This window comes from Massilia sp. Root418, from assembly GCF_001425265.1.
GTDB lineage: Bacteria > Pseudomonadota > Gammaproteobacteria > Burkholderiales > Burkholderiaceae_D > Rugamonas.
In genome coordinates, this window is record NZ_LMEC01000023.1 from 21,499 (window position 1) to 35,149 (window position 13,651).

At 67.2% G+C, this 13,651-nt stretch carries 11 protein-coding genes and 1 tRNA gene; 6 read left to right on the plus strand and 6 right to left on the minus strand.

The window, feature by feature from the left end; genetic code table 11:
* Window positions 1-7 precede the first annotated feature (7 nt).
* The gene (locus ASC94_RS23590) at window positions 8-1,624 is read left to right on the plus strand and encodes a tetratricopeptide repeat protein (protein ID WP_056401639.1); all 1,617 of its coding nucleotides are present in this window, start codon (window positions 8-10) and stop codon (window positions 1,622-1,624) included.
* A 90-nt stretch (window positions 1,625-1,714) separates the two neighbouring features.
* On the opposite strand, the gene ASC94_RS23595 is transcribed toward ASC94_RS23590, so the two are convergent.
* A complete protein-coding gene (locus tag ASC94_RS23595; RefSeq protein ID WP_056401646.1) occupies window positions 1,715-2,896 on the minus strand; it encodes a dienelactone hydrolase family protein in 1,182 nt (393 codons plus the stop codon).
* An 80-nt stretch (window positions 2,897-2,976) separates the two neighbouring features.
* Here ASC94_RS23595 and ASC94_RS23600 point away from each other — a divergent pair, with 80 nt between their 5' ends.
* The gene (locus tag ASC94_RS23600; protein ID WP_056401648.1) at window positions 2,977-4,008 is read left to right on the plus strand and encodes a TraB/GumN family protein; all 1,032 of its coding nucleotides are present in this window, start codon (window positions 2,977-2,979) and stop codon (window positions 4,006-4,008) included.
* On the opposite strand, the gene ASC94_RS23605 is transcribed toward ASC94_RS23600, so the two are convergent.
* The gene (locus ASC94_RS23605; RefSeq protein ID WP_056401651.1) at window positions 4,005-5,642 is read right to left on the minus strand and encodes a methyl-accepting chemotaxis protein; all 1,638 of its coding nucleotides are present in this window, start codon (window positions 5,640-5,642) and stop codon (window positions 4,005-4,007) included. The genes ASC94_RS23600 and ASC94_RS23605 overlap by 4 nt on opposite strands.
* Window positions 5,643-5,755: 113 nt before the next feature.
* On the minus strand, window positions 5,756-7,027 hold the full coding sequence (locus ASC94_RS23610) for a M28 family peptidase (RefSeq protein WP_056401655.1): 1,272 nt from the start codon (window positions 7,025-7,027) through the stop codon (window positions 5,756-5,758).
* A 144-nt stretch (window positions 7,028-7,171) separates the two neighbouring features.
* Here ASC94_RS23610 and ASC94_RS23615 point away from each other — a divergent pair, with 144 nt between their 5' ends.
* The 3 genes from ASC94_RS23615 to ASC94_RS23625 all read left to right on the plus strand — a co-directional run bounded on the left by ASC94_RS23615 (window position 7,172) and on the right by ASC94_RS23625 (window position 8,984).
* Window positions 7,172-8,329, plus strand: coding sequence for a sugar-transfer associated ATP-grasp domain-containing protein (locus ASC94_RS23615; RefSeq protein ID WP_056401659.1), 1,158 nt, complete (start codon window positions 7,172-7,174; stop codon window positions 8,327-8,329).
* Between the two features lie 147 nt (window positions 8,330-8,476).
* Window positions 8,477-8,830 carry an energy transducer TonB gene (locus ASC94_RS23620; RefSeq protein ID WP_082616795.1) on the plus strand — a complete coding sequence of 118 codons (354 nt, stop codon included), beginning with the start codon at window positions 8,477-8,479 and terminating at the stop codon, window positions 8,828-8,830.
* Window positions 8,831-8,910: 80 nt separating this feature from the next.
* Window positions 8,911-8,984 (plus strand) — tRNA-Gly (locus ASC94_RS23625).
* 13 nt (window positions 8,985-8,997) lie between these two features.
* On the opposite strand, the gene ASC94_RS23630 is transcribed toward ASC94_RS23625, so the two are convergent.
* Both ASC94_RS23630 and ASC94_RS23635 read right to left on the minus strand, forming a co-directional pair.
* Window positions 8,998-10,479 (minus strand): DUF4214 domain-containing protein, encoded by a 1,482-nt coding sequence (locus tag ASC94_RS23630; protein WP_056401665.1) that lies wholly within the window; start codon window positions 10,477-10,479, stop codon window positions 8,998-9,000.
* A 27-nt stretch (window positions 10,480-10,506) separates the two neighbouring features.
* Window positions 10,507-10,986 carry a hypothetical protein gene (locus ASC94_RS23635; RefSeq protein ID WP_056401668.1) on the minus strand — a complete coding sequence of 160 codons (480 nt, stop codon included), beginning with the start codon at window positions 10,984-10,986 and terminating at the stop codon, window positions 10,507-10,509.
* A 178-nt stretch (window positions 10,987-11,164) separates the two neighbouring features.
* Here ASC94_RS23635 and trmB point away from each other — a divergent pair, with 178 nt between their 5' ends.
* The gene (gene trmB, locus ASC94_RS23640) at window positions 11,165-11,845 is read left to right on the plus strand and encodes a tRNA (guanosine(46)-N7)-methyltransferase TrmB (protein WP_056401670.1); all 681 of its coding nucleotides are present in this window, start codon (window positions 11,165-11,167) and stop codon (window positions 11,843-11,845) included.
* A gap of 3 nt (window positions 11,846-11,848) precedes the next feature.
* On the opposite strand, the gene ASC94_RS23645 is transcribed toward trmB, so the two are convergent.
* Window positions 11,849-13,633 (minus strand): amidohydrolase, encoded by a 1,785-nt coding sequence (locus tag ASC94_RS23645; RefSeq protein ID WP_056401672.1) that lies wholly within the window; start codon window positions 13,631-13,633, stop codon window positions 11,849-11,851.
* Window positions 13,634-13,651: the final 18 nt, after the last annotated feature.

Consider the following 13,651-nt stretch of genomic DNA (forward strand, 5'->3'; position numbering starts at 1 on the left):
ACCGGCCATGCAGAAATTTTCGGCTTCGGAAGCGCACGCCCCGGGCGCCGGCAACGGGCCGGAAAACTACACCGCCGAATACCTGCGCGTGAAGGACCTGGCCGAGCGCGGCGTGGCCAACGCCCAGCACAGCCTGGGCTTCATGTACTTCAACGGCCAGGGCGTGGCGCAGAGCTACGAGCTGGCCGTGGCCTGGTATCGCCAAGCCGCCAACGCCGGCCTGGAACACGCGCAGTACAACCTGGGCGTGATGTGCCAGAAGGGCCAGGGCTTGAAGCAGGACCTGGCCGAGGCGGCGCGCTGGTATCAGCTGGCGGCCGAGCAGGGCTACGCGGCCGCGCAGTACAACCTGGGCTGGATGTATGCAAAGGGGCAGGGCGTGCAGCAGGACACGCAGCAGGCCATGCACTGGTTCAGCAAGGCCGCCGAGCAGGGCGACGCGGGCGCGCAGAACAACCTGGGCATGATGTACGACACCGGCAAGGGCGTGCCGCAGGACTTCAGGCAAGCCATCGCCTGGTACCGCAAGGCGGCCGAGCAGGGCTACGCGCGCGCCCAGTTCAACCTCGGCCTGCGCTACGACAACGGGCAGGGCGTGGCCAAGGATGTGCACCAGGCCATGTCCTGGTACCGCAAGGCCGCCAAACAGGGCTACGCCCCGGCGCAATTCAACCTGGCGCTGCGCTACGACAAGGGCGACGGCGTGCCGCAGGACAGCCAGCAGGCCATCCAGTGGTATCGCTGCGCGGCCGAGCAGGACCACGCCAGCTCGCAGTTCAACCTGGGCCTGATCTACGACAACGGCGGCGGGCAGGTCCCGCGCGACGAGCAGAAGGCGCTGCACTGGTACCGCAAGGCGGCGGCGCTGGGTCACGCGGCCGCGCAGAACAATCTCGGCCTGCGCTACGACCATGGCCAAGGTGTGGCGCAGGATTACGAACAGGCGCAGCACTGGTACCGCACCGCCGCGGAGCAAGGCTACGCGGCCGCGCAATACCATCTGGGCCTGCTGTACGACAATGGCCACGGCGTGGCGCAGGACACGCAGGAAGCCGTGTTCTGGTACCGCAAGGCGGCCGACCAGGGCCACTTGCGCGCACAGTTCGACTTGGGCCTGCGCTATGAAACCGGACGCGGCGTGCCGCAGGACGGGCGCAAGGCCATCGCCTGGTACCGCAAGGCGGCCGAGCAGGAATACGCGGCCGCGCAGTACAGCCTGGGCCAGCTGCTCGACAGCGACGACAGCCCGGCGCCGGACAGCGTGCAGGCCGGCGCCTGGTATCGCAAGGCGGCCGAGCAGGGCCACGCACTGGCGCAGTTCGCGCTGGCGCTGCGCTACGACACTGGGCACGGCGTGCTGCGCGACTATGCCGAGGCGCTGGCCTGGTATCGCAAGGCAGCCGAACAGGGCCATGCGCGTGCGCAGTTCAATGTGGGCCTGATGTACTACAGCGGGCAGGGCACGGAGGCGGACATGGCGCAGGCCTGGCTATGGCTGTCGATGGCCGAACGCGGCGGCGTCGATGCGGCCACGCGGTATCTGCAGAACGCCGCCGGCCGCATGGACCCGCCGCAGCTGGCGCAGCTGCGCGAACGCGTGGAGCTGCTGCCGGCGCCAGCTTAGGCTGCGGCTGCCGGGGCTCTTGCGGCTCCGGCGGGTTACGCGCTACGCGCTAACCCGCCCTACGGGCCAGGATGCCTCTCGTAGGGCGGGTTAGCGCGCAGCGCGTAACCCGCCGAACTGCCGCTCCAGCCAGTCAAACGCCGCATCCTGCTCCTGCTGCGGAAACACATGCCCGCCCGGCAGCATGCGCGCCTCAAAACGGTCCTGCGCACCCCAGGCGCGCCACACCTTCTCCATCTTGCCGAACGCCGTGCGCACCGACGCCGCCGGGAACAGCCTGTCGGCCTCGCCCGCGAAAAACAGCGCCGGCTTGGGCGCCGCCAAGCTGGCCACGTCCGGGAAATCCATGTAGCGCAGCAGCCCCGGATGCAGCATATTCCACGCCGAACTGCCGCGCAGCTGGTTATTCCCCGGCACCATCAAGCCCTCGGTGGTGGCCATCCAGTTTGCCGCCACCACGGCCGTCACCGCGTCCGACAGCGCCGCCACCTGCCAGGCGCGGAACGCCCCCATCGAAAAACCGATTGCCGCCACCCTGCGTTTGTCCACCTGCGGCTGCGCAGCCAGGAAAGCGGCCGCGCGCGCATCCTCCGCCGCCATGATGCCGGCCAGCGAGCTGCCCAGGTTGAAGGCATTGGCCGCCAGCGCCTGCTGCGCGTCGCCCGTCAGCGGCCCGCGGTCGCCCCAGCCCAGCGCGTCCACCGCCAGCACCGCGTAGCCGCGCCGGGCCAGCGCATCGCCCGGATAGCGGCCCGAGAAATGCTTGTCCGCCCACGCTTGCGAAGACGCCAGCCGCGCCGCGTCCTGCGGCGTATCGCCCCAGGGCTGGATGGCTTTTTCCTTGCCGATGTCGAATTTGCCGCCATGGTCGTGCAGTATCAGCGCGGCGGGGAAGGGGCCAGCGCCTTTCGGCACCAGCATCAGCGCGCGCACGCGGCTCTCCGCGCTCAGGTTGAACACCACTTGGCGCGCCACATAGCTGCCCCGGTCCGTTTCGGCGATCACTTGCGGCTGGAAGGGCGTGTTGTCCGGTGCCTGCAGGGTGAGTTCCCACAGCTTGTCGCGCCCGGCGCTGCGCCAGGCCGGCAAGTCCTTTACCTGCGGCGACCAGGCCATGGGGAAGGTCAGCCTGGCCTTCAGCGCCTGCTGGAACACCGGCATGTTGTCGGCCACGCCGGTGCGCTGGTAATCAGGCTGGTCCTGCGCGGCGGCGGGCAGCGCTATCGCGGCGGCCAGCAGGGCCGCGCTCAGGCCGGGGAACGGTCTAGGCATATTTGTAACATCCTGAAAAATTGCCACTGCACAAATAGAAGAATAGTAACCTTGGACCTCTTTTATTGAAAGGACGTGCCATGCTGAAACAAGTTCTGCCGGTGCTGTGTCTGCTCGTTCCCGTGGCGTCCGCCTGGGCGCAAACCGAGGCGCCTGCGCCTGCGTCTGCACCGGCCGCCGAAGCCGTTGCGGCCGAGAGTGTGGCTGTCCCGGAAAAGATCCTGGTGGTGGGGCAGAAGCCGGGACCGGGCCTGTGGAAGGTCAGCAAGGACGGCCACGTGCTGTGGGTGTTCGGCTCCTACTCGCCGTTGCCGCAAAAGATGGAATGGCGTTCGCAGCAGGTGGAAAACGTCCTGGCCCAGTCGCAGGAATACCTGGCGCCGCCGGGCGCGCTGGCGAGCGTGGGCTTCTTCCGCGGCCTGACGCTGCTGCCCAAGCTGATCGGCGTGAAGAAGAACCCGGACGGCGCCACGCTGAAAGACGTGCTGCCCGCCGACGTGTACGCACGCTGGCTGCCGCTGAAGGCCAAATACCTGGGCGATGACGACGGCGTCGAGCGCGAGCGTCCCATCTTTGCCGCCGAAACGCTGTACCGCGCCGGCCTGCAGCAGGCCGGCCTGGCCCAGGGCCACCAGGTGGAGAGCCAGATCCACGGCATGGTCAAGCGGCACAACATCAAGGTCGTCAGGACCGGCATCGCGCTGCCGACCGACGACGCGTCCGCCATGCTGAAGGAGTTTAAAAAATCGCCGCTGGCCGACACGGCCTGTTTTGCGAAAACGCTGGAGCGCCTGGAAAGCGACATCGACGCCATGCGTGTGCGCGCCAATGCGTGGGCCAAGGGCGACCTGGAAGCGATCCAGAAGCTGACCTACCCGGACCATGATACCGAGTGCCGCGACGCCGTGATGACGGCCGAATTCACCAGGAACCGTCCCGGCTACCAGGACGTGAAAGAGCGCATCCAGGCCGCCTGGCTGGACTCTGCCGAGAAAGCGCTGGCCGCCAACACCACCACCTTCGCCACCCTGCGCCTGGCCGACATCCTCAAGCCGGACGGCTACCTGGCCGCGCTGAAAGCCAAGGGCTACACGGTCGAGAGCCCGGACTAAGCGGCGCGGCGCAGGCCCGCCTGGGCGGGCCGCTGCAGCATCTGCTGATGCTGATGCTGCTTGCGTTCCTGCGCCTGAGGCGGCAGCTTGAACACCTCCAGCGCCTTGGCCACTGCCTGCGTCTGGGTGTCCAGCACGGCCGTCGCGGCCGATGCTTCCTCCACCATCTGCGCGTTCTGGTGCGTCACCTCGTCCAGCTGCACGATGGCGTCCTTGATCTGGCCAATGCCGGTGCTCTGCTCGCGCGTGGCGTGGCTGATGTCGCCCATGATGCCGGCCACGCGGCCGATGGCGGCGATCACCGCATCCATGTCCTTGCCGGCGTTGCCGGCCATGTCCGCGCCGGTGGCGATCTTGCCGGCCGAGGCGTCGATCAACGCCTTGATGTCCTTGGCCGCCGCCGCGCTGCGCTGGGCCAGGCTGCGCACTTCGCCCGCCACCACCGCGAAGCCGCGCCCGCTCTCGCCGGCGCGCGCCGCTTCCACCGCCGCGTTGAGCGACAGGATATTGGTCTGGAAGGCGATGCCGTCGATCAGGCTGATGATGTCCACGATCTGGCGCGAAGAGGCGCTGATGTCGTTCATGGCCGCCACCACCTGCGCCACGGCCACGCCTGTGCGTTCGGCCAGCGCGGTTGCTTCGCTTGCCACGCCGCTGGCGGCGTTCACGTTGTCGGCGGTCTGGCCCACGGTGCCGGTGATATGGCCCATATTGGCCGAGGTCTGCTCCAGGTTGGCGGCCTGCGCCTCGGTGCGCGCCGACAGGTCGGCATTGGCAGCACGCACCTGGGTGGTGGTGCTGCGCGTGAGCGCGAAGTTGCCACGGATGTCCACGAGGATGGAAGCCAGGTTCAGGTTCAGCTGGCGGATGAAGGCTTGCAGCTGGCCCAGTTCGTCGTGGCGGTCCACCGCCATGCGGGTGGTCAGGTCGCCGCCGGCCAGGATGCGGGTAGCGCTGATGCTGGCCTTGATCGGCGCCACCACCGCCTGGTGCAGATTGCGCCAGCCATACAGTGCCAGTAGCGCCAGCAGCAGCGCCTGCGCGTGCAAGACGCCCGCGCCGTAGGGCAGCACGGCATGCGCCGCCATTGCCAGCGCCAGCAGCGTCATGCTGCCGAAGCACAGCGCCAGGCGCTGCGCCAGCGTGATGTCGCGCAGGGCGTTGCGCACTTTTTTCCAGCCGCGCGCCGCGGCCGCGCCACGCACGATGCGCACGCCATCCGGGTTGCCGCCACGGACGCTGCGGTACAGCTGCTCCGCCTGCGCGATCTGTTCGCGTTTGGGCTTGGTGCACACCGACATGAAGCCGGTGGTCTTGCCTTTTTCGATCACCGGCGTCACGTTCGCGATGCACCAGAAATAGCCGCCGTCCCGGCGGGCATACTTCACCAGGCCGCGCCACGGCTCGCCGGACAGCACGGTGCGCCACATGTCCTCGTCCACCTCGCCCGGCATGTCAGGGTGGTAGAGCGTATTTTGCACCCGTCCCGCCAGGGCCTCGTCCGCGTAGCCGCTGGCGTCGGTAAAGGTGGAGTTGGCGTAGGTCAGGCGGCCCTTCAGGTCCGTGGTGGTGACGATGGGCTTGCCGTCTTCAAGGACGGTCTCGTGGCCGGCCGCTTGCGGTGTACTGCGCATGTGCAATCCTGTGGATGGGGGTTGACTGGGTGGCCTGCATACTAGCAGATTTAAGTGTCAACATTTTCCAAATGGCATGATTGCAACAGCGTGATTCCGGACCCGCTTTTTCTTCACTTTTTCTTGACACGCGCACCAGCCAGTTGCGCCACGCCGGCCAGCGTGGTCTGCGCCGCGTTCAGGCCCAGCAGGAAATCCTGGTCCGAATAATTGGCGTACAAATCGGTGGGCTGGTGCCAGTGCGGATTCCACCCGGCGCCGATTTGTTGCCCGCGTTCGTTTTCGCGCAGGGAGATGGACGGCACCAGGTCCATGAACGGCGTGGAGTCGGTATTGGTCATGTGGAAGCCCACGGCGGCAGGGTAGTGCGTGGCGTACTTGTCGTTCGCGGCGCGGAAAGCCCAGGCCAGCCTGGCCGAACCGTCGGCCTGTTTCGACTGCGCCTGGTACTCAATGTTCACGTCCGCCTCGGCGCGCTGCTCCCTGGGCGCCGTGTACACCGGCTGGCCCTTGGCGTCCAGCACCGGCTTGCCTGCCGCATCGAGCTTGGGCACCGGCATGCCGTGATCGAACAGCATCATGTCGTGCTGGATCATGCCCAGCCACTTCGGCTCGGGGTACCTGCCCGATCCCGGCGGCGACTCGATGCACTGCAAGTGCTGGCGCTGCGCCACGTAGGCGCTGGCGCCGTTCAGGCCCGTCTCCTCGTTGTTCCACAGGACGAAGCGGATGGATCGCTCCGTCTCCACGCCGGGCGCGCTGAAGATGCGCGCCAGCTCCATCACCAGCGCGGTGCCCGAGCCGTCGTCATTGGCCGCTTCGCCGAAGCCGATGCCGTCCATGTGCGCGCTGACGATATACATCTCCTCCGGATGCGTGGCGCCTATCTTGGTGCAATATACGTTCTCGCGCAGCGACGTGCCCTGCGGAGTCTGTTCCGCGTTGAGCGCGCGCAGGCGCTCGTCCGGCTGCAGCATGGGATCGGTGTTCACCCCGATGGGGGCGCGCCTGCCGAACAGCGTGCTGCCGCCTTGCCCCGGCGGCCCGCCCGCGCCGCCGCCCGCCTGCACGGCAGGCTTGCCGCGCACGGCCGGTTCCGTGAACTGGTACTGCAGGCGCTCGGTGTTGCTGCAGCCGTAGGACTTGAGCTGCGCCTCGATCCAGTCCAGCGCCTGGCGGTTGCGTTCCGTGCCCTGGCGGCGGTCGCCGAAGCGGGTCAGGCTCTTGATGGTGGCCTTGTACTTTTCCAGGTCCAGCTGGCCCACCAGGTGGGCCACGGGGTCGGCCCCTGCCCCCGCCTCCGCCTTCTGCTGCGCACCCGCATGCTGTGCGGCGAAAGCGAAAGACACGGCCAGTGCGATAGTGCCGGCGCTGCGAAGTGACATGATGGAATCCTCGGCTCGTTAGCAATACCGGCCATCATGGCAGATCGCGCAATGGCAGGCAAACCGCGATTGTGGTTGAACCTGCGGGGGTTCTCGCCTACTCTGGAATCTTGCATCCGGCCGCCAGACAGATCGGAGTGGGACATGCTGAAAAAGTACGCTGACAGTGTGAACGAGTGGCGCGGCTGGAGCGCGCTGGCCAGGCAGCAGACCGGCAAAAGCATCCTGGCGCAGCTGCGCGAAATCCGCGCCCTGCGCGGCATGGGCGGCCAGTGCGGCATGTCGGACTATTACTGCTACAAGCTGTACGACGACAGCTACCAGCTGGGGCGCGGCGCGCGCGACTTCCTCGGCTGGCGCCTCGAATCCAGCTTGGGGATGGCGCTCAATCCCCGCCACGCCGTCCTGCCCGCGTGGGACAAGCTCGCCTTCACGGCGCTGGCCGGCGCCGCCGGCCTGCCCATCGTGCCGCTGCGCGCCTACTACCACCGCGCGGAAGTGGTCCCCGCCGCGCATGGCGAACACCTGAAGACACCGGAGGCAGTAGGCGCCTTCCTGCGCGAGCCCGCCAATTTTCCCCTGTTCGCCAAGCCCGCCTTCTCGCAGCAGGGCAAGGGCGCGGAGTACCTGTCCGGATACGACCGCGCCAGCGACACCCTGCGCATCCTCGGCGGCGCCACCATGCGGGTGGACGCCTTCCTGCAGCGCCTGACGGTGAGCATCGACCCGCGCTACCACCGGCCCGAATGCGGCTTCGTGTTCCAGTCCCCGCTGGCGCCGGCGCCGGAAATCCACGCGCTGACCAATTGGGCCGCCATCTGCGGCGTGCGCGTGATCTGCCTGAATGGCCCCGAAGGCGCCAAGCCCATTGCCGCGCTTTGGAAGATCGCCGTGCCGCCCAATCACGTGGACAACTTCAGCAAAGGAAAGTACGGCAACCTGCTGGCCAGCATTAACCTCGAAGACGGCAGCGTTACCCGCACCCTGACCGCGTTCTGGCCCCACACGGCCATCCACCTGACCCATCCGCTGACGGGCGCACGGCTGGAGGGCTTCCAGGTGCCGGGCTGGGACAAGGTGCTGGAAGCCTGCCGCCAGGGCGGCGCGACCTTCCCGCTGATGCGCATCCACCACTGGGACTTTGCGCTCACCGACCAGGGGCCGCTGATCCTGGAGCTGAACGACCTGGGCATGACGATAGGCCCGCAAATCCACGGCCGGGGCCTGCTGACCGAGGAAATGCGCGCTTTCCTGCGGCGCCACGCCAACCCGGCGGCACATCCATGGGTGGCCGCGCTGTAGCGCTGCCACTGCCGGCCTGTTATTCGTTTCCGAAATAATAGTTAGTCAAAGAATAAATTTAAAAAATATGATGCACCGCAGTATATTGAAGCCGCAGCGAGTGATTTTCATTTACTCAACCGTGCTCTTTGACCATTCGGAGGAATCATGTCGACCAATGTACGTGCAAGCGCTGTGGCAGCGTCCCTATTATTGTCCATGTTTGCGGGCCACGCGTCCGCCGCCGATCTCCAGACCCGGTTCGACAAAGCAGCGTGCGCCGTCCCGAACTACGCGGCTGTGTGGCGCAGCGAGGAACAGCAGGGGGACGTCAAGGTCAAGGTGCTGGTGGCGCCGGACGGCAGCGTGAAGGACGCGAAAGTGGTGCAGTCCAGCGGCTACTCTGCGCTGGACAAGGCATCGCTCCGGGCCAGCGCCAAATGCAAATTCAAGCCGGCGGCCAAGGACAGCGATCTGGCCCAGGGCTGGGTGGACGTGCGCTATAGCTGGGTCATCAACTGACCGGTGGCCCGTCCGCCATGCACGCTGTCCGGCTTGCGGGTTTGCCAACAGCGTGCAAACCCGCGTAGAATGCAGCCAACGCGGGTGTAGCTCAATGGTAGAGCAGAAGCTTCCCAAGCTTACGACGAGGGTTCGATCCCCTTCACCCGCTCCAGGCATATTTTCGCTCAGGCGAACGGCGTATAGGCGTAGCCATTGGCGATCAGTCCCGCGTTCAAACCCTGGCTTTCGGGGCTTTCTGAAAATCCCAACATCACTTGCGGTACCGTCACGCCGCGTTCCAGCACACTTAGCCAGAAATCCACCGCGCCAGGTTCCGGCTCGCGCTCCAGCGCGTTCTGATACAGCTTGGTGATCAGTGTTGCCCGGTCGGTGTTGGCGGCAGAGCCGTACAGGGCCACGAATTCCGGCGCCTGGGTGAAGCCGGCGGCGATCTGCTCCAGTGTGGCGCCGTTGTCCATGGCTTTTAGCCAAAAGCCCGCGCCCAGCATATCGGGCGCGCGGTTGAAGGCGCTCTGGTACAAGCGGAACAGCTGGCCTGCGCTCCCGGTCACGTCCAGCGCCAGGCTGCTGTCGGCGAACTGGATGCGCTCCATGTTCGACAGCGTGTTGACGGCGCCTCCCGCTGCCGCGCCCACCGTGTAGCCGCCCGCCACCGCAGCTACCGCGTAGCTGGCGCGGGCGCCGGCGAAGACCGCCGTGTCCACCCCTTCGCCGCCGTTGATGGCGTGGCCGTAGTCGTTCAGCACCACGGTATCGCGCCCGCTGCCGCCGTTCACCGCCAGGTGTGCGCCGCCGCCGGTGATGCTGATGCGGTCATTGCCGGCGCCGGAAGCGATCAGCCAGTCGTTGCCGACGTTGGCGGGCAGGGTGATGCCGATGACGTCGTCGCCGCCGAAGTTCGCGGCATTGGCCAGCAGCTGCTGTTCGTTGGCCACGGTGCTGCCGCTGACAGCCATGGCCGCGCCGCTGATCAGGGCGGAGCTGCCGTCGGTATAGTACTGGGCGTAGGAGGTGAGGGTGCCGCTCACGGTGGCGCTGGCCGCGTTCTGGCTGATGGCGGTGGCGTCGCCGGTGAGATTGAAGCTGCCGGTGATGCGGCCGCCCTGTTCGAACAGCTCCGTGGTGCGGCTCAGGGTGTCGATCACGCCGGAGAAGTTGTTGCCGTCGCTGACGATGGCGCCGTGCGCCTTGAGCACCGTGTTGCCGATGGTGCTGTCGTAGCCTGCGCTGCCACTGGTGATCAGCTGCTGCAGCGTGAGCGTGCTGAAGGTGCCGCCCTTGGCCGTGATCAGATATTTGCCGGCGGACGCGGTGTAGCCGAAGTTCAGCTGGCCGTCGTAGACCTGGCGGTAGCTGCCCGATACGTGTTCTTCCAGCGAGCCGGCCGAGAATGTGCCGCTGCTGGCGCCGGGCGCGGTGTTGACCAGGCCCGCGAAGGTCTGGAAGGTGCCGTCCGGGTAATCCAGGTAGCCTTCCGGTCCCGCCAGCGATCCGCTGGCGTACACGCTGTGGGTGGCCGTGAAGTTGTAGCCGGCCTTGATGAACTTCTCGACCTCCCCGGCCAGGGTGGCGGTGGGATGCGCGGCGCGGTGGGCTTCCAGCGTGGTCAGCGCGGCCTGGCTGAAATTAACGGTAACGGTAGTCATGGCGTATCTCTTTGATAAGGACAGCGGTCATCGGGACAGTTCTATGTCCAGCCACACAGCATACGCCAAGTGCTTGCCATTCCATAGCGCGCCGCCGCGCACGGCCGCGTCGCAGGATACGGACTGGCCTTCGATCTCCTCGCGCCGCTGGCGGTCGCGGAAGGCCTGCCCGTCTTTCTGCGACAGGTAGCCCACCATGCGGCCCGCCACGAACACCGCCACCGGCTTGTCGTCGTAGGGATTGCGCGGATCCACCGCCAGCACCGCCTGCAGGCGCGTGTCGGCGCCCTTGTCGCCGTGCTGTCCCGCCAGTTCGCGCACGGCGGCGCTGTAGCGCGATTCGGCCACCACTTCGGTCAGCATGCGGCCGCCGTCGGACCAGTGCTTGGCCGGCGCTGCCGGTTGCGCTGGCTCATAGGCGGCGCCGGGCGCCTTGCCTGCGGGCGGCGGCGGGGTCCGGAAGCCTTTTTTCAGCAGCAGGTACATGGCGGCCAGGGACAGTGCCATGATGGCAAGAAGGAGTGCGTCGGTCATCGTCGTAAAGGGGCGGGTCGGTCAAAGCCGTATTATCGCAGGCCGCGCCCGCGGCGGTTGGCTCACGTATAATGGCGGATCGTCCTTTGAATTTGTCCATCCCATGTCTTCCGATACTCCAAACGATAACCCGACCAATCCAGCACGCGCCATGCTGTATGACCCGACCGAACACCGCATCCGCAGCTTCGTCACGCGTGCCGGCCGCCTGTCCACCGCGCAGGCGCGCGCGCTGGAAGAGCTGGGTCCGAAGTTCCTGATCGAGTACCGCAAAGCGCCGCTGGACTATCCGCAGGTCTTCGGCCGCAAGGCGCCGGTGGTGCTGGAGATCGGCTTCGGCATGGGCGGCACCACGGCGCACATTGCCGGCGTGATGCCGGACAAGGATTTTATCGGCGTGGAAGTCCATACGCCGGGCGTAGGCAGCTTGCTCAAACTGATCGGCGAGCAGCAGCTGAGCAACCTGAAGGCGATCCAGCACGACGCGGTGGAAGTGCTGAACCACATGATCCCGGACGGCTCGCTGCACGGCGTGCATATCTACTTCCCGGATCCATGGCACAAGGCGCGCCACAACAAGCGCCGCCTGATCCAGGGCCCGTTCGTCAAGCTGCTTACCGAGAAGCTGGCGCCGGGCGGCTACCTGCACTGCGCCACCGACTGGCAGGAATACGCGGAACAGATGCTGGAAGTGCTGGGCGCCGAGCCGGGCCTGCAGAACACGGCCGAGGGCTATGCGCCGCAGCCGGCTTACCGTCCGCTCACCAAGTTCGAGAACCGCGGCCTGAAGCTGGGCCACGGCGTGTGGGACCTGGTGTTCACCAAGAAGTAGCCCTTACAAGGCGCCCGCGTCGTACACCACCTTCCCGCCCACCACGGTCTGCAAGACCCTGGTGTTGGCGATGTCCTCGGCCGGTACTTCCATGAAGTTCCGGTCCAGCACAATCAGGTCGGCCAGCTTGCCGGCCTCCAGCGATCCCGTCTCCTTCTCCTGCCTCAATGTGTACGCCGCGTTCAGCGTGGCGGCGCGCAGCACGGCCGCGCGCGGCATGCCGGGCGCATCGCCCAGGCGGCCTGCGTACTCGGGCCCTGCGGCCGGCGATGCGGTGCGCGTCACGCCCACCTTCAAGGCGAACCACATGTCCAGCGGATCCACCGGCCAGTCGCTGCCGTAGGCGATGCGCGCGCCCGCGTCCAGCAGCAGGGACTGCGGCTCCACGATGGCGTAGCGTTCCTTGCCCATGTACTCCTTGAGCGCGCCCACCGTGTCCGGCGCGGGCTTGGCCCATTGGAAGGACAGCACGGGGGTCGCGTCCAGCTGCTTGAAGCGCGGGAAGTCGGCCGGGTCCACGATTTCGTCGTGGGCCAGGGCGGGACGCACGTCCTTGCCCTCCGGCGTGGCGCGCAGCGCTTGCACCGCGTCCAGGGCGTCGCGCACGGCGCCGTCGCCGTCCACGTGAATATGCGGGTCGATGCGGGCCTTGGCCAGCCTGGATAGCGTGGACTTGAGCACTGCCGGCGCGAAGTAGCTGGCCGGTCCCTTGCTGGTGCCGGGCGCCCAGTGCGGCTGCTGCGGCGTGCCCTGGTTGGTGTAGTAGGGCGCCAGCATGGTGCCGGTGAGGGCGGGCGCGGCGATCACGCCGTCCATGAACAGCTTCGCGTGGCGCACCTGCATGGATGGTTCCACGCGCGTGGCGCCCTGGTCGAACTGCCTGGCGAGCTGGCGGATTTCCTTGAAGGCCTTGCCGGATATGGCGTCCTTCGGATCGACCAGCACCGCGAAGTGCGCGCGCGCGGTCAGCTTGCCCTGCTTTTGCAGCTGCGAGAACGCGGTCAGGGTTTCAGGGTCGGTGTAGGCGTCGAGGAAGCTGGTGATGCCCTGCTGGCGCATGGCCTCCAGCGCTTTGGTGGAGGCGGCCAGGTTTTCCTTGGGCGTGAGCACGGGCATGAACTTGCTCACCATGTCCTGCGCCGCGTCTTCCAGGATGCCGGTGGCGTTGCCGGCGGCGTCGCGCGCGATCTTGCCGCCCTCCGGGTCGGGCGTGCGGCGGGTGACGCCGGCCAGCTTTAAGGCGCGGGAATTGAGCAGCGCGGAGTGGCCGAAGGACGAGCGCACCACCACCGGGCGGCTGGTCTTCAGGCTGTCCAGCACTGCGCTGGTGACGTCCACGCCGTCCGGCAGCATGCCTTGCTGGAACCAGTTCACCACGCGCAGCCAGCGCTTGGGGCTCACGTTCTTGGCCTGGTCCTGGTCCAGGCAGGCCTGGATGCGGGCCTGGAACTGCGGCACCGTCAGCGGCTGGTAATCCAGGCTGCAGTTGAGCAGGCGCGTGCCGCCCGACTGCGGGTGCATGTGGCCGTCCACCAGGCCGGGCATCAGCATGCGGCCCTGCAGGTCGATCACGCGGGTCTGGGCGCCGGTGTACTCGTCCGCGCCGGCATTGCCGCCCACGTAGACGATGCGGCCGCCGCGCACGGCCAGCGCCTGCTGCACGCTGTCCTGCGCGTCCACGGTGTAGACATAGCCGTTGCGGTAGACCGTGTCCGCCGGCGCGGCGGGGGCAGCGTGTGCCGCTGCGGACAGCAGGAGGGTCGAAAGGGCGTATCCGGTGCGGCGCATGCATGCTCCTCAAAAAAG

Coding starts and splice junctions, on each gene's coding strand:
- trmB (WP_056401670.1), top strand. CDS start 11,165: ATGCTGTATGACCCGACCGAACACCGCATCCGCAGCTTCGTCACGCGT.
- ASC94_RS23645 (WP_056401672.1), bottom strand. CDS start 13,633: ATGCGCCGCACCGGATACGCCCTTTCGACCCTCCTGCTGTCCGCAGCG.
- ASC94_RS23630 (WP_056401665.1), bottom strand. CDS start 10,479: ATGACTACCGTTACCGTTAATTTCAGCCAGGCCGCGCTGACCACGCTG.
- ASC94_RS23635 (WP_056401668.1), bottom strand. CDS start 10,986: ATGGCACTGTCCCTGGCCGCCATGTACCTGCTGCTGAAAAAAGGCTTC.
- ASC94_RS23600 (WP_056401648.1), top strand. CDS start 2,977: ATGCTGAAACAAGTTCTGCCGGTGCTGTGTCTGCTCGTTCCCGTGGCG.
- ASC94_RS23590 (WP_056401639.1), top strand. CDS start 8: ATGCAGAAATTTTCGGCTTCGGAAGCGCACGCCCCGGGCGCCGGCAAC.
- ASC94_RS23620 (WP_082616795.1), top strand. CDS start 8,477: ATGTCGACCAATGTACGTGCAAGCGCTGTGGCAGCGTCCCTATTATTG.
- ASC94_RS23615 (WP_056401659.1), top strand. CDS start 7,172: ATGCTGAAAAAGTACGCTGACAGTGTGAACGAGTGGCGCGGCTGGAGC.
- ASC94_RS23610 (WP_056401655.1), bottom strand. CDS start 7,027: ATGTCACTTCGCAGCGCCGGCACTATCGCACTGGCCGTGTCTTTCGCT.
- ASC94_RS23595 (WP_056401646.1), bottom strand. CDS start 2,896: ATGCCTAGACCGTTCCCCGGCCTGAGCGCGGCCCTGCTGGCCGCCGCG.
- ASC94_RS23605 (WP_056401651.1), bottom strand. CDS start 5,642: ATGCGCAGTACACCGCAAGCGGCCGGCCACGAGACCGTCCTTGAAGAC.